This window comes from Streptomyces olivaceus, from assembly GCF_000721235.1.
In the GTDB taxonomy this organism is placed as follows: Bacteria; Actinomycetota; Actinomycetes; order Streptomycetales; family Streptomycetaceae; genus Streptomyces; species Streptomyces olivaceus.
Map to the genome: position 1 here is coordinate 188,487 of NZ_JOFH01000027.1, position 21,216 is coordinate 209,702.

Annotated in this window: 12 protein-coding genes and 5 pseudogenes; 7 read left to right on the forward strand and 10 right to left on the reverse strand. The window is 70.2% G+C overall.

Features of this window, described 5'->3' with window-relative positions; translation table 11 throughout:
• Positions 1 to 93: 93 nt before the first annotated feature.
• Positions 94 to 999, reverse strand: a complete 906-nt coding sequence (locus IG94_RS0127350; RefSeq protein WP_031042764.1) for a sterol desaturase family protein — start codon at positions 997 to 999, stop codon at positions 94 to 96.
• 322 nt (positions 1,000 to 1,321) lie between these two features.
• Between IG94_RS0127350 and IG94_RS44390 the strand changes: the two are divergent.
• Positions 1,322 to 1,414, forward strand: a pseudogene (locus IG94_RS44390) (3'-5' exonuclease); the annotation flags it as partial.
• Between the two features lie 55 nt (positions 1,415 to 1,469).
• Here the strand turns inward: IG94_RS44390 and IG94_RS0127355 are convergent.
• The 3 genes and pseudogenes from IG94_RS0127355 to IG94_RS0127370 form a co-directional block, all read right to left on the reverse strand.
• A pseudogene (locus tag IG94_RS0127355) lies at positions 1,470 to 2,212 on the reverse strand (UvrD-helicase domain-containing protein); the annotation flags it as partial.
• 356 nt (positions 2,213 to 2,568) lie between these two features.
• Positions 2,569 to 3,029 (reverse strand): annotated as a pseudogene (locus IG94_RS0127365) (DEAD/DEAH box helicase); the annotation flags it as partial.
• A 95-nt stretch (positions 3,030 to 3,124) separates the two neighbouring features.
• Positions 3,125 to 3,448: an AAA family ATPase gene (locus IG94_RS0127370; RefSeq protein WP_031042778.1), complete on the reverse strand. Its 324-nt coding sequence runs from the start codon at positions 3,446 to 3,448 to the stop codon at positions 3,125 to 3,127.
• A 290-nt stretch (positions 3,449 to 3,738) separates the two neighbouring features.
• Here IG94_RS0127370 and IG94_RS0127375 point away from each other — a divergent pair, with 290 nt between their 5' ends.
• Positions 3,739 to 4,800 (forward strand): beta family protein, encoded by a 1,062-nt coding sequence (locus IG94_RS0127375; protein ID WP_031042781.1) that lies wholly within the window; start codon positions 3,739 to 3,741, stop codon positions 4,798 to 4,800.
• A gap of 28 nt (positions 4,801 to 4,828) precedes the next feature.
• Here IG94_RS0127375 and IG94_RS0127380 read toward each other — a convergent pair whose 3' ends face one another.
• The 3 genes from IG94_RS0127380 to IG94_RS0127390 all read right to left on the reverse strand — a co-directional run bounded on the left by IG94_RS0127380 (position 4,829) and on the right by IG94_RS0127390 (position 9,803).
• Positions 4,829 to 8,749, reverse strand: a complete 3,921-nt coding sequence (locus IG94_RS0127380; RefSeq protein ID WP_031042785.1) for a caspase, EACC1-associated type — start codon at positions 8,747 to 8,749, stop codon at positions 4,829 to 4,831.
• 6 nt (positions 8,750 to 8,755) lie between these two features.
• A complete protein-coding gene (locus tag IG94_RS0127385; protein ID WP_031042786.1) occupies positions 8,756 to 9,187 on the reverse strand; it encodes an effector-associated constant component EACC1 in 432 nt (143 codons plus the stop codon).
• A 97-nt stretch (positions 9,188 to 9,284) separates the two neighbouring features.
• On the reverse strand, positions 9,285 to 9,803 hold the full coding sequence (locus IG94_RS0127390; protein ID WP_372458717.1) for an ATP-binding protein: 519 nt from the start codon (positions 9,801 to 9,803) through the stop codon (positions 9,285 to 9,287).
• A gap of 138 nt (positions 9,804 to 9,941) precedes the next feature.
• Here IG94_RS0127390 and IG94_RS0127395 point away from each other — a divergent pair, with 138 nt between their 5' ends.
• From IG94_RS0127395 to IG94_RS38885, 3 genes and pseudogenes are all read left to right on the forward strand, one after another.
• The gene (locus IG94_RS0127395; protein WP_031042788.1) at positions 9,942 to 10,805 is read left to right on the forward strand and encodes a helix-turn-helix domain-containing protein; all 864 of its coding nucleotides are present in this window, start codon (positions 9,942 to 9,944) and stop codon (positions 10,803 to 10,805) included.
• A gap of 2 nt (positions 10,806 to 10,807) precedes the next feature.
• Positions 10,808 to 11,002, forward strand: coding sequence for a DUF397 domain-containing protein (locus IG94_RS0127400; RefSeq protein WP_031042789.1), 195 nt, complete (start codon positions 10,808 to 10,810; stop codon positions 11,000 to 11,002).
• Between the two features lie 391 nt (positions 11,003 to 11,393).
• Positions 11,394 to 12,771: pseudogene (locus IG94_RS38885) on the forward strand (IS1380 family transposase).
• Between the two features lie 193 nt (positions 12,772 to 12,964).
• Here the strand turns inward: IG94_RS38885 and IG94_RS0127415 are convergent.
• Entirely contained in the window at positions 12,965 to 16,489 is a 3,525-nt protein-coding gene (locus IG94_RS0127415; protein ID WP_052410880.1) for a DUF6531 domain-containing protein, read from the reverse strand.
• A gap of 1,065 nt (positions 16,490 to 17,554) precedes the next feature.
• Here IG94_RS0127415 and IG94_RS0127425 point away from each other — a divergent pair.
• Together IG94_RS0127425 and IG94_RS0127435 are read left to right on the forward strand one after the other, a co-directional pair.
• Positions 17,555 to 18,739, forward strand: a complete 1,185-nt coding sequence (locus IG94_RS0127425) for a DUF6183 family protein (protein ID WP_031042807.1) — start codon at positions 17,555 to 17,557, stop codon at positions 18,737 to 18,739.
• 612 nt (positions 18,740 to 19,351) lie between these two features.
• A complete protein-coding gene (locus tag IG94_RS0127435) occupies positions 19,352 to 19,870 on the forward strand; it encodes a transglycosylase SLT domain-containing protein (protein WP_031042810.1) in 519 nt (172 codons plus the stop codon).
• A gap of 153 nt (positions 19,871 to 20,023) precedes the next feature.
• Here IG94_RS0127435 and IG94_RS38890 read toward each other — a convergent pair.
• Positions 20,024 to 20,693, reverse strand: a pseudogene (locus IG94_RS38890) (nucleotidyl transferase AbiEii/AbiGii toxin family protein).
• Between the two features lie 5 nt (positions 20,694 to 20,698).
• Positions 20,699 to 21,091, reverse strand: a complete 393-nt coding sequence (locus tag IG94_RS0127445; protein WP_031042813.1) for a hypothetical protein — start codon at positions 21,089 to 21,091, stop codon at positions 20,699 to 20,701.
• Positions 21,092 to 21,216: the final 125 nt, after the last annotated feature.

Consider the following 21,216-nt stretch of genomic DNA (forward strand, 5'->3'; position numbering starts at 1 on the left):
GGGCGTATGGGGGCACGACGCCGGTACGGGGCGGGGAGGTCGCGGTACGGAGCGGGTGTGCGCGGTACAGCGGGCATCGCGGTACGGGGGGGACTACGCGGTGTGGGTCGGGCGGCGCACGGGGTGGAGCAGGCTGGCGACGATCGAGCCGGTCTCCGGGAACGTGGCGGGGTCCTTGACACCGACGATCGCCGGGCGGCGGTCCGGTCGCCAGGTGAAACTGCCGAAGAGGCGGTCCCAGACCGAGAGGTCCACGCCGAAGTGACCGGCCTCGGCCAGGTCGGCGCTGTGGTGCAGCCGGTGTTGCTCGGGACTGGCCAGGACGTGGTGGAGCGGACCGAGCCGGACGTCCACGTTCGCGTGCACGAAATAGCCTTGGACAAGGGTGAAGAGTGCCACCGCGAAAAGGCAGTCGGCGGAGAATCCGAGAAATCCCAGTGCCAATTGGACCGTGCCCTGTTTGAAGGCGACGTCCAGTAGGTGGTTGACGCCGTTATTGGCGACGTTCACCTTTCCGGGGACGTGATGAATTCCGTGTACCTTCCACAGCCACCGATTGGAATGCGCCCAGCGGTGGGCGAGGTAGCCGGTCAGCGAGGAGGCCAGCAGCGCGAGGGGCACCTCGGCCCCGAGCGCGAGCCCCGGTCCCGTGACGGGGGTCGCGGCCAGAACGGCCGCGACGACCGACTGGCCGAGCACGGCGCCGACCATGGTGAACCCGAAATAGGCTGCGTACCAGCACAGTTCCCGGCCGCTCGGGTGCCAGTCGGTCCGGTGCGGGATCAGCCGCTCCAGCGCCGCGAGATAGACGATGGTGCCGACCAGGAAGAACTGGATGGCCTGGCCCCGGTCCCAGCCGAAGCGCAGAACCGAGGCGAAGAGCCAGACCGCGGACAAGAGCAGAATCGGGTACGCGGCATAGCGGAGACACTCGCGGGCGGACGCGCCGGCGGCCCACACATTCGCCGGCAGCGACCCCGTATCGGGTCGATCTTCCATGCGGAGAATCTCCATCACATCCGAATAGGGAGTTCGCAGAGTAGCAGCGGACGTGAGGGGTCGTGAATGAGGGAACGGCGCTTTTTGGTCAGCGCGGTAAGGGGGCGTGCGAGGGTGAATTATAAGGCGCGCGAGGGTAATTAATAAGAAGAAACTCTTTTCAACGTTCGGTGCCCGTGGGGCGGGGCGGAGGGCACGGGGTGCCGGTGACCGGAAGTAACGATTCCGCACTCGCACGGGCGGCGCCGGCCATGCCGGTCGCCACCCGCATAGAGAGCGGTTACTGCCGAGTCCCGGGCCCGGCGGATATGCCCGAAACCATCGCTCCCTGCTCTTCGTGGCGGCGACACGGGCCCGGGACGGTGTGGACGTCTTCTGGCACGGAAAGCCCAGCCCGTTCCTCGACGACTCGTGAGTCGCCCGATTTGTACGGCTCGTGTTCCGCCCGTGGCCCCGCACGCGCTCCCACGGGACCGGGCGCGCTGGATCTCGTGCCGGTGGCGGACCGGGTCACTGTCGCGCAGGCTGTTGACGGCCTCGCGGGGCACGAGTCCGTCCGTCACGCCCGCGATGACCATGCGCTGGTATTCCAGCCCTTGAACCGGAACATCGTGCACCCCGGTGGAGCCGTTCGGGCCGTCGGAGCGGATCTCCACCGAGTCGATACCGTGCAGCTTGAGCGTGTAGGCCGTCTCGGCCGCCATCTGATTCGTCGGCACGCAGATCGCGATCTGCTCGTGCGGAATGGCCGTGTCCGAGTCGGCGTCCCACTCCTCGATGAGCGCGGCCACGCCTTCCCGCTCGGAAGCCCAGTCCGGGAAGGCGTGCCCGGCCGGCAGCCCTCCACTGAGCACCGACCGGTAGCCGGCCAGGGTTTCCTCGCTGCCGTCGAGGTCGTCGTACGTGGTTTCGCCCGGCACGCCGAGGGCGGAGGGCAGGATCTGCCGCGTCGTGCGGTAGCTGAGGCTCAGCTTCGAGGAACGACCGCGGATGTTGACACCGAGACTGCCCAGCGTCACCCGGTTCTTGTAGATGCGCTGGTGGGTGTCGCCGACCAGGAACAGGTCGTCGGCGCCGCGAGGTGCCATCGCATGCAGCATCTTCCAATGTGCCGTCCGAGCCGGTCCAGCCGCTGGGTGAAGCGTTCGGCGAGCTGCCAGATCTCGGCTCGCTCGGCGCGGCCGATGTTCCTGCCGCGTCCGGCGCGCCGGGCCCCGGTCAGAGTGAGAACCTCGGGAGTGAAGCCGTCGAGCATGCTCGTAGTCAGCTGGGCGCTGTCGCCACCGCCGTGCTCAAGGAACTGCAGCACGTTGCTTCAGTGCAGTCAGGCACGCCGGCGTCGCTTGTGGGCCGGCTCGTCGACGAGGGCCGCGTCACCGTCGTCCAGGATGGTGAGCCCCGTCCACACGGGAGGGGTGCGTCTGCCGTCGGCGGCCAGTACCAGACGGCAACCCGACGCGTCGGGACCGCAGAGCAGGCGTACGGGTCCGGCGCCCCCGGCCGGCCTGCCGCCGCGCAGCGCCGCCCTGAGCCCCTCGCCGGCCTCTTCGCCGGTGAGCGCGAGGTACTCTCCCCGACGAGCCCGGCCTGGTCGGTGGCGAGCGCGTTCATCGGGTACAGCAGCACGGCCTTGATCCCGGCCCGCCCCTCGGCCTTCTGCCGCCGGCAGTGATCCAGTACGGGGATCAGGAAGGACTCGCGGTCTTGCCGGACCCGGTACCGGTGGTCACCAGCGTCGGCCGGGCGGGCCCGTGCAGCGTGGAGAGCCGCGCCCACGCCTTGGCCTGGTGCCGCCACGGGGCGAACCCCGGAAAGCCGGCCGACCACTCCCGCTCCCGCTTCCAGCCGTCGTCGGCGACGTGGAACGGCGTCCTGATCCGCAGGTAGGGCCCGCGGAAGATACCGGTCTCCGGATGCCCGAGGAAGCGTTCGAGCGCGCCGCGGGTGTCTTCGTCGGCGAGGGCGTACGTCGTCGTGAGGTACTGCGTCAGACTGCCGCGGAGCTGCGCGGCGGCCATGGTGGGCTTCACGACCGTCCCCTTGCAATGCCGGTGCCATGGTGATCGATACCACCGCATAGGGGGTGGCTGACAGCCCATACAGTGGTGAACCGGGCCTGTCCTGGCTAGCCGGCTTTCTTCCAGCCGGCCAGTTCGTCGGCGAAGTCGCGGAACGACCGGTAGTTGCAGACGCCCTCGACACCGACGGAAATCTTCGACACTCGGTTCGGGCCGCCCCGGAACGCCAGAGCCCCGAAGCCCCCACGTTCCGCCGGCGCCGGCTCGATCCCATCGCGCGTCACGTCTCCCAGGAACTCAAACGCGTGTAACACATTCGACTTGCCCGCCGCGTTCGGCCCGACCATGACGGTCAGAGGCCCCAGCGGCAGCTTCGTGTCGGTCAGGGTGCGGCAGCTGCGCACCGTGAGACCGAGTATGCGGTGGCTCAAGCCTCGCGCCCATCGTGGAACGGCCGGGCTACGACCCGGCACCGAACTGGTCGGCGCACGGCGGACGGTCCCCGACATACGTCTGAGTGCCGCTCAGTTCACCTCGTGAGTCGTCCACTTGGTACGTCCGACCACCGAGTGTCACGAAGCATACAACCTGCGTCACACCGTCACCAGGTACTCGCGTACTTCAGCCATCCGGACCGAAAGGGCTCTCTTTCCCACGGCGTGAGGTTCGCGGACCCTGACGGGGAGGGAAAGCGCGCGGGCCGTGCCGAGGGGGAGCCGCGATGTCCGAACCGCTCTACGTTCCCGTTCTGCCGGTCCGCCAGCATGCCCGGATGGCTTACGAGCGCCTCCGGCCCGACATACAGGCGTCGGTCGCGCCGCTCTGGAACCTCCCGCCCTCTCCGGGGACGACTCCGGCGCAGCTCGAGAAGGCCCGCTGGCAGAAGGAGCTGCGCCGGGTGAGGGGCGTGCACCGGCGCCATCCGGGCTGGATCGACGCCCCGTTCGCCGAAGCCGCGCAGGCCTCGGCACTCGCCGGGATCCTGGCAGAGTGCAGCGCACTCAACCACCTGCTCCGCCCGGTGACCGGTCCGGAGCGGGGCGAGGCCCAGCAGACGGCCGCGCTGGAGACCGCCCGCCGCTGCGGCTGCGGGGTCGGTGTCCGGGTCCGCATGCCGGGGGAGTGGGGCGGAGCCGTCACCGAGGCCGTCGGGGCCCTGATGGGCCGGGTCGACCGGGAGGTGCCCGTCGATCTGCTGCTGGACCTGGGTGCCGTCCTGCCCGGTCGCCCCGACGCGGGAAAGGAGGCGCTGCGCGCTCTGGACGCCCTCGTGGCACTGGCCGGCGACTGGCGGACCGTCGCCGTACTCGGCGGGGCGTTCCCACACGTCACCGACGACATGATGCGGTACGGCGAGCCGCACGAGGAGCCCCGCGCCGACTGGGACGCGTGGCACGAGGTGCGGGCCGCCCGCCGGGATCGCCTCTCGCGGCTGAGATACGGCGACTATGGAGTGCAGCCTGCCGCAGCGCTGGCCACGGAGCCGGGTAACGGAGGCCCGCCCTGGGGCGTCCTCCGCTACACCACCGACCACTCGTTCGTGCTGTGCAAGGTGCGGAACGGAGGGCCGGACCGTACGGCGGGCATCCGGACAGCCGCCCGCCGGATCCGTGACCTGCCGGACTTCCGTACAGCGGTCGCGAGTGCCGGGGAGACCTGGCTGCGCGACTGCGCCGACGGTCCCACGACGGACAGCGAGGGCACCGGAACGCACACCCAGTGGCTCTGGGCGGGCGGCGTCCAGCACATGACACACGTCGTCCGGTCCCTGCCCGGCACTTGACCGACCCCTGTGCAAGGGCCGTTCCTCCTCAGTCGAGCACCGGCGCCAGGAGCTCCTCGCCCGCCAGGACGCGCCACGCGGGGATCCGGATCACGCGGCCCACCGGGCACGTCTTCGCCCCGTGGCCCCCGGACGGAAGCCCGGTCAGGAGGTCGCCCCGCGCGTGGGTCAGCCGCAGGTGCCGTGCCGGGTTGGTACCGGGCGACGGGCCGAGGTCGATCAGGACCGCCGTGTTCTGCCCGGCCTCGGTGAACAGCAGGTCCACCGGGTGGCCGCCGACCACCGCCGCCCGCTCCAGGTCGGTGATCCCGCGCTCGGCGAGGTACTGCTGGAGCCGGTCGGCGAGTTCCTCGCGGAACCCGGTCGCCGGCGTGGCCGCCACCACCGGCCCCTCGGCCTCCTCGGTGTCCGCCCCCAGAAGCGCCGAACGTTCGGCGAGCAGGGTCGGCAGACCGCTCTGCCCCTGCCAAAATCCGTGCGCGCCCACGGTGATCAGCTGGGACTTCGCCCGGGTCACCGCCACGTTCCACAGATTGACCTGGCTCGCGACCCAATGGGTCGTCCTCGGCGGGGTGTTGTGCGTGGCCACGGGGCTCAGCACCATCACGTCGCGCTGCCCGCCCTGGAAGGCGTGCACGGTGCCGACCCGGACGCGATCGTCGTCGCGCCACACCCGCGCCAACGCCTCCTTCTGCGCCCGGAAGGGCGTGACCACACCCACGGTGGCGTCCTGCGGCAGCCGCTCCAGCAGTTCGTCCACCACCCGTCGTACCGCCTCCGCCTCCGCCTGGTTGCGCCAGGACCGCCCGTTGCCACCCAGCGCCGACTCGCCGCGCGGCACGTCGACCCAGCCCAGCGCGGGCGCCGGATCGGCCTCTCCCGCCGGGTCGACGGCCGGGACCTGCCGCCGTACGTCGGTGAGCACCTGCAACTGGCCCGCGTAGCAGTAGCCGTTGACGATGTCGGCGATCCGCGGGTGGCACCGGTAGTGCTCGTCGAGGAGCAACGCGGAGTCACCGTGCTGCTCGGCCGCGTGGTACGAGGAGTAGACGTGGTAGGTGAGCCGGTGGTGTTCCAGCTGCGCCGCGCTCAGCCCGGCCCGGACCCGCGCCCGCTGTTCCTGCTGGGGTGACACGCCGGGGATGTGCCCCAGCTGCATCGGATCGCCGATGATCAGCGCCCTTCGGGCCCGGAACAGCAGGGGAAGCACCGACGGGATGGAACACTGGCTCGCCTCGTCGATGACGACGAGGTCGAACAGCTTCGGGGTCAGTTGCAGCTGCCGCACCGAGTGCGTGCTGACGGCCCACCCCTTGATGTGTGCCATGAGGTTCTTCTGGCTGCGCTGGAAGCCCGAGCGGCTCCGCAGTGCCTGGAGCCGCTGCTGCATGAGCGCCCGCCCTCGCGTCAACGCCTCGGCGGACAGCGCCCGCGACAGTTCCGCCGACAGTTCGGAGAGCGTGCCGGCCGCCTCCAGCCGTGACCGTCGCAGCCCGTCCTCGTCCCATCCCGTCTGCCGGGGGACCAGCGCCCGCACCTCCCGTTCCACCGCCACGGTGTCCGCCAGCGACTCCAGCAACTCAGCCGGAACCGGCCGCCCGGTCGCCCACTCCGGCCACGACGGCAGGTCCGGCCGATCCGGTACGTCCGGTCGATCCTCTTCCGTGCCGGCGGTCGCCGCCGCGACGAGCGCGGCCAGCGCCCGTCCCCGACGCCACGGGCCGAACAGCCACCAAGGGGCACCGGCCACCTTCCGCGCCCGGTCCTCCCAGCGCCCCAGAGCGACCGAACCGTCCTCGCCCGCCGCCGCCCACACCCGTTCGAGGAGCGGCAGCGGCAGTTCCAGCGCTTCCGCCCGTTCCGACCGGTCCCGGAGCAGCTCCAGCAGGCGCCCCTCCTCGCCGACGTGTCGCGCGGCCTGCGCCTCCAGCCCCTCGGCGGTCTTGCGCGCGCTGCGCAACTGCCCGCCCACGGTGGCCGAACCGCGTTGCGGCGCCTGGACGGGCTCGCCCAGCAGCCCTTCCAGCTTGGCCGCCTCCCGCACCAGTGCCTCGGTGTTGCCCGTCCGCATCAGCAGCCCGGGAGCGATGTCGTCGCAGCGTTCGGCGACGACGTCCACGGCCTCGTTGTTCGTCGAGGCGACCAGCACGGACTGCCCGGCGGCGACACAGGTGGTGACGACGGCGGTGACGACCTCGCTCTTGCCCGTGCCGGGCGGCCCGGTCGCCACCGTCAGGGGCCGCGTCATCGCCGAGGAGATGACCGACTCCTGGCTCTCGTTGCACGGCCCCGGAGCCACCACAGTGACGGACGCGCCCCGCGCACCGCCCTCGCCGCCGCTCAGCAGGGCGTCCAGGGCGGTGCCGGGGATCTGCCCGGTCCGGGCCGACATCTGCAGCAGGTTGTCCACCAGAGCCTCGGTGGCCTTGGCCTCCACACCCGAGGGCACCAGCAGGACGGCCGCGTTGTGCGCGCCGGGCCGCAGCGCCTGCATCACGGTCCGTTCGCTGAGCGCGGACGGGTCGAGCGGCTCCAGTTCCGGCAACCCCAGCGCATCCAGCAACTCCCGTACGGCACGCAGCATCTGCGCGTCGTTGCCCTCCTGCCAGGACGGCTGCCAGTGTGCGATGAGGTCGGCCGCGTCGCCCGCTTCGAGGAGTTCCGAGACGACGCCCGTGTGCAAGGAGGGAACGCCACTGGGCCGGAGCACGTCCCGGCCCTCCTCGTCCGGGGCCAGTTCCATCTGCTGGATGAGCAGCGGCGCCAGCTCCACCGTCGTACGCCGCCCCCGGGCCCCGCCGTCGCGTACCGGCAGGGTGATCGCGGGGTAGCCGTACCAGTACTCCTGCTGCCTCCCCGTGTCACCGCCGCTCGCACCGGCCGGCTTGCCCTGCGGCTTGGGCAGCTCCCCCGGTGCGGGAAAGACGGCACCCCGGCCGGACTGGATGGTTTCCTCGCCCTGACCCAGCAGGAAGTACTTCGAGCCGCGCCCGCTGTCCCGGTCGGGCCGCATGCCGGCCGCCGACGTAGCGGCGAGGCACTGCGCGTAGTACCGCAGCAGCCGCTCCCAGTCGACGCCGTCCCGGGCATCGAGCGCGGCCAGTTCCTGGGCCTTCAGCAGGGCGGGGGATCTCCGGGCCGCCTCGGCCGCGTCGCGCGGCAGCGCCGGGAGGCGCACCGGACGGGCCACCGACCGGGCGAAGGGCAACTGGTTCGTGGCCCTGATCGTGGACTTGGTGGGCCGCTGCTCCTCCGGTACGCCGTCGCGCCTCATCTGCGCGGTCAGGTACTCGAAGAGGTCGTCCGGAGTGATCCAGCCGCCTTCCTTGATCCGTCCGTTGCGCAGCCCCTCCACGATCTCCCCGGTGAACCGGGACGTACCGAGACTCGAACCCTCCGGCGCCATCGCGGACGCGGACTGGAGGGCGTCGGACGCGGTGATGAAGTACACGCCCGTCGGCCGTAGCAGCGTGCTCGGCGCGGGCCGGGCACGCTCCTCCGCCGGCCCCTTCGCGGTCCATCCCTGGACGACGGAGCCGCTGGAGCAGCAGTCCAGCAGCACCAGCTTCGAGGCGGCCCGGCACGACTGGAGCATCCGTTCCAGGAACTCCGCCGGGACCGCCGTACCCGGCAGGTCGCCCGGGTCGGTGTCCCGGGTCAGGAAGTACAGCTGGTTGTCGTCCTCGCAGAACTCGCCGTGCCCGCTGAAGTACAGCAGTGCCGTCTCGCTGGGCTGCCGCGCGTTCAGGAACGTCTCGACGGCGTGCAGCATCTCCGCGCGCGTCGGCTCGGCGACCGTCGCGCAGTCGTTGTACATGCCGATCTCGGTGTTCTCCAGCACGGCCCGCATGTAGTGCAGATCGGCGCGCACGGGCGGCAGATCTCGGTACGCGTCACTGTCGTACGTGGACACGCCCACGAGCATGGCGAACCGGTCGTTGTCGGTCATCCGCGCTCAGCCCGCCGCAGGGCTGTCGCCGGACCCGTCGAGCTCCGTGCGGCGGGGTGCCTCACCGCCGCCCGCGAGGAACCGTACGATCCGCTCGTCGTCCTCGCGGGCCTCCTTCCCGGTGATGTGCAGGGTCGCCCCGTCCGGCCGCTTCACGACGATCGTCCGCTGTGGCACCCGTGCCAGCCAGATCTGCACCCCGGCGGCGACCAGCGATCCGGCGCTGATCAGTACGCCGATGGTGTCGGCAGTGAGCCCGCCCTTGAGTGACACGTCGGCCGGCGCGACCGTGTCCCGCCGGGGAACGTCCAGCGCCGCCTCTGGATCGGTGTCGGCGATCTGCGTGAGCAGCTCCCGTGCTTCCTTACGCGCGCGCAACGGGTCATCGTCGAGGATGGAGATCCGGTACCCGGTATGTTCCTCGGGCGTGGTGGTCACAGCGCGTCCCCTCGATCTGCGGTGTGCCTGGTGGAGGCATGAGCGGACGACGATAGTCGGCGGGTTCGACAGCGGGCGCCCGTGTTTCCGAAACCCGTCAGGCGTTGGCGGGAAAGTGACCGATGGGAGACGGAGCGGGGGCCTCCCCGGGCAGCCATAGTTCCGCCCAGGCGGTCTTGCCGGGCCCGTCGGCGCGAGGAGCGACGGCCCAACGGGTCGCCAGTTGGGCGACGATGAGCAGACCCCGCCCTGACTCCTCTTCGCCGGACGGCTCCTGGATGGTGAGCAGCGGTACGCGTTCGGTGCGGGTGTCGGTGACCTCGACCCGCAGGGTGCGCGGGCCGCCGGCGGTCTCGGCCAGCCGTAGGTGGAAGTCCCGCCCGGCGACATGCCCGTGCCGTACGGCGTTGGCGGCCAGCTCCGACGTGATCAGCGACAGCGTCTCGTTGGCGTCGCCGGTGTACGGGTAGCCCCAGGAGTCCAGCCGGTGGGAGACGAGGCGACGGGCGAGGCGTGCACCGCGGGTGGACGACGTGAACCGCATCGCGAACTCGCGGCTGACAGGGCAGGGCGCCGCCCCCGGTGCGGGGGAAGTTTCGTTGTTCATGTGGTCCACGCTGACGTGCCGGTTCTACCGTGACGAGACACGACGTGCACACGCGCGGTAGCTGTAGGTGACGGGTCGGTGCGTGTAGGCGGGGCGGAGCGTGACGGTCGGCGCGGGGGCGCGTTGGCCGGGGAGGCGGTGCGGAGCATGAGCGAGGTGGCTGGATTGGCCGAGGAGGAGTCCGGGGCGGAGGGGGAGGAGCGGGAGCCGGGGGTGGGCTCCGGCATCTTGCGGGTCTTCGGGCGTCAGTTGAAGCGGTTCCGGGTACGAGCGGGGCTGGAGCGGGCCGTGTTCGGCTCGACGACCGGTTACTCCGTGTCGACCATCGCCGCGTACGAGCAGGGGCGCCGGGTGCCGCCGCCGAAGTTCATCGACCAGGCGGATGAGGTGCTGGACGCGGGTGGGGTCCTCCAGGAGATGAAGGAGGAGGTTGCGCGAGCGCAGTATCCCGCGTTCTTTCGGGATGCGGCCAGGTTGGAGGCTGAGGCGGTCGAGGTGTGGGTGTACGCGACCCAAGCTGTGCCTGGACTGCTTCAGACCGAGGAGTACATGCGGGCTGTATTCGGCATGTGGCGCCCATTGCTGGACGAGGAAACCGTGGAACAGAGGGTGGCGGCGCGTCTGACTCGCCAGCACATCTTCGATCGGAAGCCAGGGGCGCTGCTCAGCTTCGTGCTGGACGAGGCAGTGTTGCGTAGGCCGCTTGGTGGCTGGGGAGTCATGCGCGGCCAACTGGAGCACCTGATGCTGGTTGCCGAGTTCCGGAACGTAGAAGTTCAGGTGCTGCCACTGGACCGGGACGACAACGCCGGGGTTGACGGACCGTTCACCGTGTTGCAGCGTGCGGATGGCGATCAAGTGGCTTACCTGGAGGCCCAGGGACGCAGCACAATGGTCAGCGACCGGCGCGAGGTCCAGGGAATCGTGTCGCGCTACGGGATCGTCCGTGCGCAGGCTCTCACCCCACGCGAGTCGCTGGCGTTCGTCGAAAAGCTGCTTGGAGAGGTGTGAAGGTGAAAACTACGGGCGCGGCGGTGGAACTGCACTGGTTCAGGAGCAGCTACAGCGGTGGGGCCGGGGGCGAGTGCGTCGAGGTGGCCGCCTGTCCTCAGGCGATCCACGTGCGCGACTCCAAGGACATAGCCCGCCGTGGCATTTCAGTCGACGAGGTGGCCTGGAAAGCGTTTGTAGGCTTCGCCGTCAGGTAGAGCGTCGAGGGTCTGCCCCCTGGCAAGGCGCCAGGGGGCAGACCTGTGTCCGGCGAGGCTCGTCGACTACGCCTGTACGGCTTCGCGGACGGGCGGTGTCCAGCGCCCGGCGGCGATCTCCGCGTCCAGGCGGGCCTGGAAGTGAGTGTGCGCGGCCCTCATCTCGGCCTCTCGGTCGGCCTTGTAGAAGGGAGCGTGGTAGCCCTCCGGGGGTGGCGTGCGCTCCGGCTCCTCCAGGTGGGCCAGGAGGTCGAGGTAGTCCTGCTTAGCCTCGCGCTTTCACCAAGCGGGGTGTCCGAGGTTTGATCAAATAAGCGGAGAGTGCTCCTGACCTGCAACGATGGGACTTGTCTAGGGTCCTGTTGACTGCACGGGAAGAAACACTCTCCAGGTGAAGAAGCGTATCGGGTCGTACCCGCGTGTCCGTATCGAGGGCGGCGGCCGGGGGCGTGGTCTCGCAGGCCGGGGGCGTGCTGCTGGTCGAGACCGTCCGCAAGGCCGGCTTGGACACCGCGATATCAGCGGCGCTGACGCCGTGGCGGAAGGCCCGGGCGGTGCACGATCCAGGCAAGATCCTGCTGGACGTGGCCCTGGCGGTCGTGTTGGGCGGGGACTGCCTCGCGGATGTCGCCATGCTGCGGGCCGAGCCGGCTGTGTTCGGGCCGGTGGCCTCCGACCCGACGGTCTCCCGCCTCGTCAACTCCCTCGCCGCCTCCGGCGAGGAAGCATGGGCGGCGATCCGTGCCGCGCGGGCCGAAGCACGCGACCGGGCCTGGCGGTTGGCCGGCCGGGATGCGCCTGATGCGGGCGGGACGGTGACCGTCGACCTCGACGGGGTGCTGGTTGTCGCGCACTCCGACAAGGAGGACGCCGCACCGACCTGGAAGCGGACCTACGGCCATCATCCGCTGATGGGGTTCGTGGACCACGGACCGGGCGGCACCGGTGAGCCGGTGGTGGCCCTGCTCAGGCCGGGCAACGCGGGTTCGAACACCGCCGCCGACCACGTCACCGCCGCCCAACTGGCCTTGGCCCAGCTGCCGAAGAAGTACCGGCGCGGGCGCCGGACCCTGATCCGCACCGATTCCGCGGGCGGCACTCACGACTTCGTCGCATGGCTCGCCCGGCGGGGACGGTGGCTGTCCTACTCCGTCGGCATGGTGATCACCGACGCGATCCACCAGCACGTGCTCAAGGTTCCCGCCTCGGCCTGGACGGCGGCCGTCGAGGCGGACGGCGAGGTCCGGGACGGTGCCTGGGTCGCCGAGCTCACCGGAGACGTCCTGGACGGCCGGCCCACGGGCATGCGGCTGATTGTCAGGAAGGAACGGCCGCACCCAGGAGCCCAGTTGCGGCTCACGGATGCGGACGGCATGAGGCTGACCTGCTTTGCCACCAACACCACGGGGCGCCCAATCGCCGAGCTCGAGCTCCGTCACCGGCTGCGGGCCCGGGCCGAGGACCGCATCCGGGCCGCCCGGGCCACCGGCCTGCGGAACCTTCCCCTGCACGACACCGCCCAGAACCGCATCTGGCTGGAGATCATGCAGATCGCACTGGACCTGCCGGCCTGGATGCCGATGCTCGCGCTGACCGGAAAGGCCCGCCTCTGGGAACCCCGCCGCCTGCGACTCCGACTGTTCACCACGGCCGGACAGCTCGTCACCACCGGCCGTCGGCGGATCATCCGACTGGCCGGACACTGGCCCTGGACCAGCCACATCACCGCCGCCCTCGACCGACTCGCACTCCTACCGAACCCCGGCTGACCAGCGAATCCACCCGCCCCTACGAAAGAACCCTCCAACCGGAGCAGTGGAACCCGGCGTCCACCCGAGACGACACTCGGACCCTCAACCTGCCCAGCCTCCGCCACCAGCAACAAGATGGGCCGCCGACTCCGTCGGCGACCCATCAAGAAAGATCGAGGTTAGACCACTCCGTGCCGGTCAGGCCGGTCTCTCACACCGGATACGCCGTATGGATATGGCCGTCGCGGATGACGACTTCCACGTCCCTGGTCTCCCGTCCGCTGCCGTTGATGCCCACAGGCTCGCCGTGTTCGAAGCGGTGCAGGTGGCTGTCCTGTCCGGCTCTGGCGCGGGGGTTGGGGGTGGCGGGGGTGCCGTCGACGCCCTCGCGGAGCCGTCGGCCCAGGACGAAGTCGTCGCCCTCCCAGAAGAAGTCCTCGTAGAACTCACCGGGCAGCGAGGGTTCCGGCCCCGTCGGGTCGGCGTTCTCCCGCACGCGGTCCTGGGCGCCGGGGCCGTGCTGGCCCTCGATGTGGGTCTCCCGTTGCTCCGTGATGCCGTGCCTGCTGCTCTCGCAGCTCACCAGCCCCCACGGGTCGGTCCAGCGAAGGGGGTCGAGGACGTAGGCGTGGTGGTTCGGCGCGGGAGCGAGGCCCAGAGGGTCCGGGCTGATGTAGCGGGCGTTCTCGGGGTCGTAGTAGCGCCGGAAGTTGTAATGGAATCCGGTTTCCGGGTCGTGGTACTGGCCCGGGAAGCGCAGAGGACAGCCGACCGGCCCCTCTGAGCCGCCCACCGGCGTGCCCCACAGCGTCGTGCGCGCCCGCCAGGCGACCCGCCCCTCCTCGTCGACCAGTTCGGTGGGGGTGCCCACCAGGTCGGTGACGATGGCGTAGAAGCGGCGGTCGACCTCGTCCTGGTCGATCTGCAGCAGCACACGGTCTGTGCCGGGAGCCCATTCCCAGCTTCGGGTGGGACCGCCGGCGGAACTGCGCTGTTCCACCAGGTGGGAGCCGTCCCAGGTAAAGACTGTCTCCTCGACCGGCAGACCTCCGTCGGACAGCAGGCGCTTGGCGACGCGGCGGCCGAGGCCGTCGTAGACGTACGCCCAGCGACGACCGTCCGGGGTCGTGACCTGAGTGAGCCGGTCCTCGGTGTCCCACACGTAGGTCCACTCCCGCGTCCCCCCGGACAGCAGCTTGCGCGTCTGCCGCACGAGGCGCCCCTGTGCGTCGTGGACGTAGGTGATGTGTCCGGCCCTGCGGATGAGCGTTCCGTCGTGGATTCGCTCCCCTTGCGGGCCCTCCGGTGCGTCCGCCCGGCTCATGTTGCCCGCCGCGTCGAAGGCGTAGCGCTCGGACCAGTCGCTGGCGGAAACCGTCTCTACCCGGCCGAGACGGTCATGGCTGAACCGGCGGGTGCCGTGGGTCTGGTCCTCGACGGCGGTCAGACCGCCGTCCGGTCCGTACGTGTACGAGCGGTGCAACAGGGTCTCGTCCGGTGAACCCGTGTCGGAGGCGATGCGGCCGAGGACCCTCTGCTCCGTCAAACGGTGGCCGGCGTCCCACTCCTGCGTCAGCACCGCCGTCTCCCCGAGCCGCCGCTCGGTCTCGTGGCCCGAGGTCCCGTAGGCGAAGGACAGCGAGCTGTCGGCGAGCTGGACCCGGGTCGGCCGGTTGTTCGCGTCCCATTCCCAATGGCTGACGGCGCCCGACGGAGTCCGGCGTTCCGTCCGCCGGCCGAGTGCGTCGTACGACGTGTGGACCGCGCGGCCGTTGCACTCTTCGGAGACGACGCGGCCCACCACGTCGCGCTCGAACGTGAGCGTCGTCTCGGGGGTGACCGCCGTGACGAGCCGGCCCGAGGAGTCGTAGGCGAAGGTTGCGATCGCCTCGCCGGACCGTCGCTCCACGACCCGGCCGCACGTGTCCCGCACATAGGAGGTGATCTCGCCGGCGCCGTTGGTGCGCCGGATCAGACGGCCCGCGGCGTCGTAGGTGTAGGCGACGGCGCGGCCGTTGAAGTCCACTTCGCCGACGAGGCGGCCCGCCGGGTCGTAGGTGTACGACCACACCGCACCCGACGCGCTCGTCACGGACGTGAGCCGCAGTTCGGTGTCGTACGCGAACCACGTCGTCGAACCGTCCGCATCCGTCCTGGAGTGGATCCGGTCGAAGTGGGTGAAGGTGTGGGTCGTGCTCCGGCCGTCGAGGCCGGTGTAGCGGAGGATGTTGCCCTCGCCGTCGTAGGACCAGCTTTCGCCGCTGCCGTCGGCCATGACGCGCTCGGCGGGGTAGCCCTCCACCGTCCAGGTGGTGCGTGTCGCCGCGCCGGCGGCGTCGACGGTACCCACGATGCGGCCGAAGGCGTCGCGGGTGACGCGCGACGTACCGCCCAGTGGCGCGGTGACGGAATCGGGCAGCCCGAGCGGCCCCGGGTGGACGCGGTGGGTCGCACCGAGGGCGTTGGTCACGCCGAGCAGTCCACCGGAGGGTTCATGGGCGTAGGTGGTGACGGCACCATCGGCGTCGACGGTCGCCGCCGGGTGGCCGTGCTCGTCGTACGCGTAGCCTCGCCTGCCACCGTTCGGCAACGTGATCCACAGGGGACGGCCGGAGGGGTCGTACTCACAGGTTGTGACCGTGCCGTCGGGACGGACCACAGAGATGAGGTTGCCACGCTCGTCGTAGCTGTAACGGGATGTGTGGCCCAGCGGATTGGTGCGTGAGAGCAGCTGGTTGTACGCGTCCCACTCGGCGTGGGTGGTGTTGCCGAGCGCGTCGGTCTGGCCGACGACCTGCCGGCGTTCGTTGTACCGGTAGGTCGTGGTGTGGCCGAGCGAGTCGGTGTAGCGGGTCTCCCGACCTTCCAGGTCGTAGGCGACGGAGCAGGACAGGAACCCGTCGGCGCCTTCACCGCGTACGCAACGGTCCTGGTCGTCGTAGGTGAAGCGGTACCAGGTGCCGTTGCGGTCGGTCCAGGATGTGATGCGTCCCTGGAGGTCGTAGGTGTACCTGAGGGGAAGACCGCTGGAGTTGTAGATCTCCGTCAGGTGACCCTCGGCGCTGTAGCCGTAGCGCCGCAGCGTCGTGCCGTCCGGCCCCGCCTCCTCGTCGCGCAGCCGCAGGCCGACTATGCGGTTGCCCTCGGTGTCGATGTGCACATGGCGGCCGCCGGAGTCGCGGACGGCGACGGGGGCGCCGGTGTCGTCCCGGTCGATGTCGATGCGCCGTCCACCGCGGTCGGTCACGGCGGCCAGGGGAAGGGTGAACGCCTCGTACGCGGCGACGGGCCCGGCGAGCGGGGCGAAGTGGCGGGTGTGTCCGGAGGCCGGGTCGGTGATGCGGAGGGGACTCTCGGGAGAGCCGTCCCAGTCCAGCGGCCAGCGCGGGCCCTCCGTCGGCGTGACCGACGTACCGGGGACGGGCACGGGATACACGAGGATCATGCCGTCCTCAGCGGCGAAGACGACGCCTTCCGCGTCCAGCTCAAGGCGCTCGTCGAACGTCGAGGCCCAGGACGAGCCGAACCAAGAACCCCAGTTGTACGTCGAGAGGTGCGTACGCCGCAGCACGAGCGGGAGGAGCCCGGGAAGCTCGGCGTCGGTCTCCTCCACGAGCATCTCGCCGGAGACCATGTCGATGGGGTCGCCGTTCTTGCAGCGCCCCTTGGCCGGTTTGCTCTTGCCGACCGCGTCGTCGGCTCCCTTGCGCAGGCCTCGTCCCAGGCCTTTGGCCATCGCCTTGAGGCCACCCTTGCCCAGTGCTTTCGCTCCTGTCGCTTGCCGAGCGTCGTGATGCCCTTGCCGCCCGGTATGCAATCCAGGGCCGCGAACCCCACGTCCCACAGCGACGCTTCGCCTTTGCGGTATTTGTTGAGTGTGTCGGCGAGGACGACGAGGGCGGCAACGACGACGATCGCGGCCAGGATCGGTCCGCCGATGATCATTGCGACAACGCCGACCACTGTCACGACGACCTTGCAGACCGCGACGATGGTGTCCCAGTTGTCGGTGAACCAGTCGCCGATGTCCTCCCACCACGACCGGTTCTGGATGCCGGCGTCGGACGCTTCGTCGATCTTGTTCTTGGTCTCGCGGGCGGCGTCCTCGCGCATGGTGCGGGCGTCTTCGGCCATCTTCTTCGCCGCGTCCAGGGCACTCTGTGCGTCGTTGACGGCCGCCTGCGCGTTCGTCTGCGCCGTCTTGGCATGCCGCACGTCCCGGGTGGCTGCCCGCACCTTCCCCTCGTCCGGCTTGTCGGAGTCCGACTTGCTGCCGGTCGGGTCGTCCTTGTACTTGTCTGCCTCCTTCGACGCCCGGGTCACCCAGGAGTCGGCAGAGGAGAGCGTCGACTGCGCCGAGGAGAGGTCGGCACGGGCCTCGCGCGCCTTCACCAGCGCCCTGTCCGCCAGAGCCTGGGCACGCTCCAGCTTCGGCCAGAAGTCCGTGAGAGCGTCACCGCACATCCCGTAGGACTTCTCTAGCTTCTTCAAGTTCTTCGGGACGCCCGAGAACTCCTCCTTGAAGACCGTGGCCGACTTGCCCGCCCACTCCGCGAGTGTGCTCTCGCCTGCCATGTTCTTGACCAGGCGCAGGGCGTCGGACACGTCGTCGGCGAAGTCGTGCAGGACTTTAGCCAGCCTGCGCACTCGTTGCGGATCGCCGGGGGCCGGGTCCTTGTCCAAATCGAGGACATGCCAGTCCGTTGGCCGGTTGCCCATGTTCTTCCCCCGTCGCATGGCTCCAGTCAAGGCACGTACGCCTCAGTAAAGTTACTTGATGTCCAGCTCATAGACTCGGGGCGTGAGCCACAACGAAGAGACACCCGGCGTCGGCGCTTCCGACGGACAGCAAGGGGAGCGGACCGGGCCGGAGTCGCAGCATCTGGCTGAGCTCGGACCAAGGGAGATGTACGAAGCGGCGGAGAAGCTGTGCCGCACGACGAACGGCGACGGCCCCCCTGAAGCCTCGGCGGCACGAGCTGTCGGGCAGATCGCCGAGACTCTGGCCGACACGCGTTCCCGGGACAGTGCGACGTTCGCTGTGGACCTCGTGAGCCGGCTGCTGCCCGAAGTGGCCATGCCTCCTGACGAAGGCGATCGACTGCTGCGTTCCGTAGCTGCCAAGGTGGTCAAGTCCCAGCATCTGCGTGACATCGAACCTCTGTTCCGTGAGATGCCGGACGGGATTCCGGATCCGGCAGTCGAGCTACGGGCCTGTCTTCTCGGAGAGCTGGCGCTGATCGGCTCGGGTGTAGGTCGCCGCTCGCTGGAGGCGTACGCCGAGAAGCTGCGTGAGCTGGGGCATCCGCTGGCCCGCCTGCCAGGGGCGCGGCTGGACATCGAGCACCGGTTCGCCGTTCGTGTCCGGGGGCTGGGGGCGGTCAAGTCCGCGAAGCAGTTGCGGTCGCGTTTCCCGGAGGCCCCCTCGACCGACGGCGGCGCCGTCGCAGGCTGCGGGGCCGGGGACGCCCGGGACGACGGTCGGGCGAACGCGGCCGCCCGACCGTTCACGGCCGGCGGCTGGGCCCGTGAGCCCGAGGCACGGTTCTTCACGCTGCCGAGCCCGCTCGGCCCCGACGACTTCGGCATCTCGTTCATCAAGGAACTGTCCTTGCGCTGTCTGGCGGGTGAGGGCAGCCGCCGGGGGAGCGCGCTCGCCTGCGTGACGACACCCGACGATGTGCTCAACGAACTGTTCTCGGCTTCGTACGTCGGAGGAGTGAACGGCCATGGGCAGGGCGGTGCGTATGCGCGGCTGTATGCCTGGGAGAGCTTCTACGCACTCATGGGGTTGCCCACCGATGTACCCCTCTTGAAAGCGGTGCGGCACGCGGCGGATTACCGGTGGCTGCGGTTCATGGCGTTCACGGACTGGTTCCACCACGACACCTCGGATCTGGCTTTCGCCGTGCTCGATCCCACCCGGACTCGGGTCGCGGTGCTGGCGGCGACCGATACCGATGCCCACCGTGACGCTCTCGGATAGCGGGACACCGTTCCTGGGACCCGGTCCAGCCGATGGCCGGGCGTCTGCCGGACGGGAACATGCAGGCCCTGCAGCAGCTGAGGCGCGTCCCCCGGCCCGGCTGGGCGCGGAGCTCCGCGCCCAGCCCGGCTGACACAACCTCGTCCCGCGCGTCCTCGTGCGCCACCTCGCCCGGCACCGGGACGCCGGCCTTCAGGGCGACCCCGAAAGGTGACTGCGCCGTTTCGTCGAGTGAGGCACCTGTTTCCGCAGGGTGACGAGAGGTGACCGTCGGGTGGCCGGTTCTGTGAGGGCGCGCACAGGACTCACGTCACACCGGGCCCGGGTTAGTAGACGTCGGACGGCCACTCGCCGTGTGGTGGCCGGCCGTCCGAGGCCATCACGCGGCCGGTCTGCGAAGCGGCGTAGTAGGTCACACACTTGTCGCGACGCCGGAGTACTCCGCAGTGTGTTCGGCGTACCGGGGAGCCGAGCGCCGGGACCGGACGGGAAGAGCCCGTCCGCGATCCAGACACCGGCCCTGATGACGCGAAGCCCGCGTCCAACGCGGACACCGCGTCGCCGACCCCCCGTCGGCCTCCCCATCACGTTCCCGAATGGAGAGGTACACCCGTGCACGCCACCATGCGCCGCCCCGGCTTCCGCAAGTCCGCCATGGCCTCCCTCGCCACTGCGGGCGCCGCCGCCGTCACCCTCGCCCTCGCCCCGAGCCCGGCACACGGCGCCGAGCCGGCCAAGACGTCCACCGCGCAGGCCCAGGCCCAGACCGACAAGATCAAGGCCATCGTCAAGGCCGGCGAGAAGAAGCACGGCGACGACCTCGACGGCTGGATCCGCACCGCCCTGGACGTCATGGACGCCAAGAACATCCCGGGCACCTACGAAGGCCTGCACCGCAACATCATGCGCGAGTCGTCCGGCAATCCGAAGGCGCAGAACAACTGGGACGTCAACGCCCAGAACGGCATCCCCTCGAAGGGCCTGCTCCAGACGATCCAGCCGACGTTCGACACCTACCACGTCAAGGGCACGAAGGACTCCATCACCGACCCGGTCGCCAACATCGTCGCCGCCTGCAACTACGCGGCCGACAAGTACGGCTCCATGGACAACGTCGACTCCGCCTACTGACCGGCGGACCCACCGACCGCCTGAGTCCCCGGGACAACCGGTCCCGCGCGGAGGCCGGCGGGGCCCAGGCAACGCGGCGGGGCCGGAGGACGACACGTCTCTCCGGCCCCGCCTGCGGTCGCACCCCCGTGCGTCCCGCCGATTCGGACGTGATTACTCGATGTCCGGGTCATCGGCCTCTTCGAGGAGACGGGTCGCGAGGTCGTCGGCCCACTCCACGGCCCAGAAGCGGAGAGCGTTGATCGTGGCGTCCTCGAGCCCATAGGCGGCGAAGGCTTCGTCGTCGGTCCACTCGGCGCCCGTGAGGTTGGATTGCAGGTCCTCGCGCTCGAAGCGGCCACGAGCGTGGCGACGGCCGAACTCCTCGAGGTCGGCATTGGACCAGCGGTGTGAGGCCGCGAACACGTCGATCAGGTCGCGGGGCGCTCCGCGGTCGGCGAGGGCGCGGACCTTGGTTCCGATCACGTCCTCCTCCGCGAGGACGGGCCCGTAGGGGCTCTGTGCGACTGGCCGCCAGAAGATCTCCTTGAGGATGTCGACTTCGCATTCGTGTCCGGTGGCAGGGTCGGTCACGGTGAAGCGGGCGGACAGCGGGGCGGTTTCCAGGGCGTGCACCTTCCAGCCGCGGGCTTCCAGGCCGGCGCGGAGCGTGGCGGCGATGTCGGCCATGGGTGCCGGGTTCTCGGTGGCGAGGTCGAGGTCATGGCTGGGGCGGCTGACGAGGCGGTGCGCTCGCACGGCGTATCCGCCGGTGAGGACCAGGGGATAGGGGGGAACCGAGGGCGATCACATCCGCCAGAAGCCGCGTGTGCAGCTCCGGCATGTCCGTCACGCGGCGGCCCGGGTGCGGGAGGCGAGCTTAGGGAAGGCGTCTTCCCATACGGTGCGCACGCTGCGGCCGACGAGGGTGCGCAGCACTGGCCACAGCTGGAGGAGCAGGCCCTGGTTGAGGTAGTGGGGCAGGTCGTCGTGCAGACCCTCGTGCAGGACGGTGCGGTACAGCCCCATACGCTGGCGCGGCTTGCCCAGGTCGTACGAGGTCATTCCCGACCACGCCATGTGCAGCGGAAGCTCCACGATCCCCTGAGTGGGGCCCTGCAACTCGTCCAGCGACTCCGGCAGGCGCCGCCGAAACTTCTCCCGGTACAACGCGAGGTCCTCAGCGGCCGCGTCCGAGAGGCTGCTCGGCACGGGTGCGGGGCGCTGTGGGGTGGGGGGCATACCTCCATTATGACCGTAGGGGAGCGGTCAGGGGCATGATGCGCGAGCTTGCCTCCGCAGTGGGCGGGACGGGCACCGGCGCGTGGAGGGTGTTTGGGCGTGACAGCAAGGCGGTGAGTCGAGAA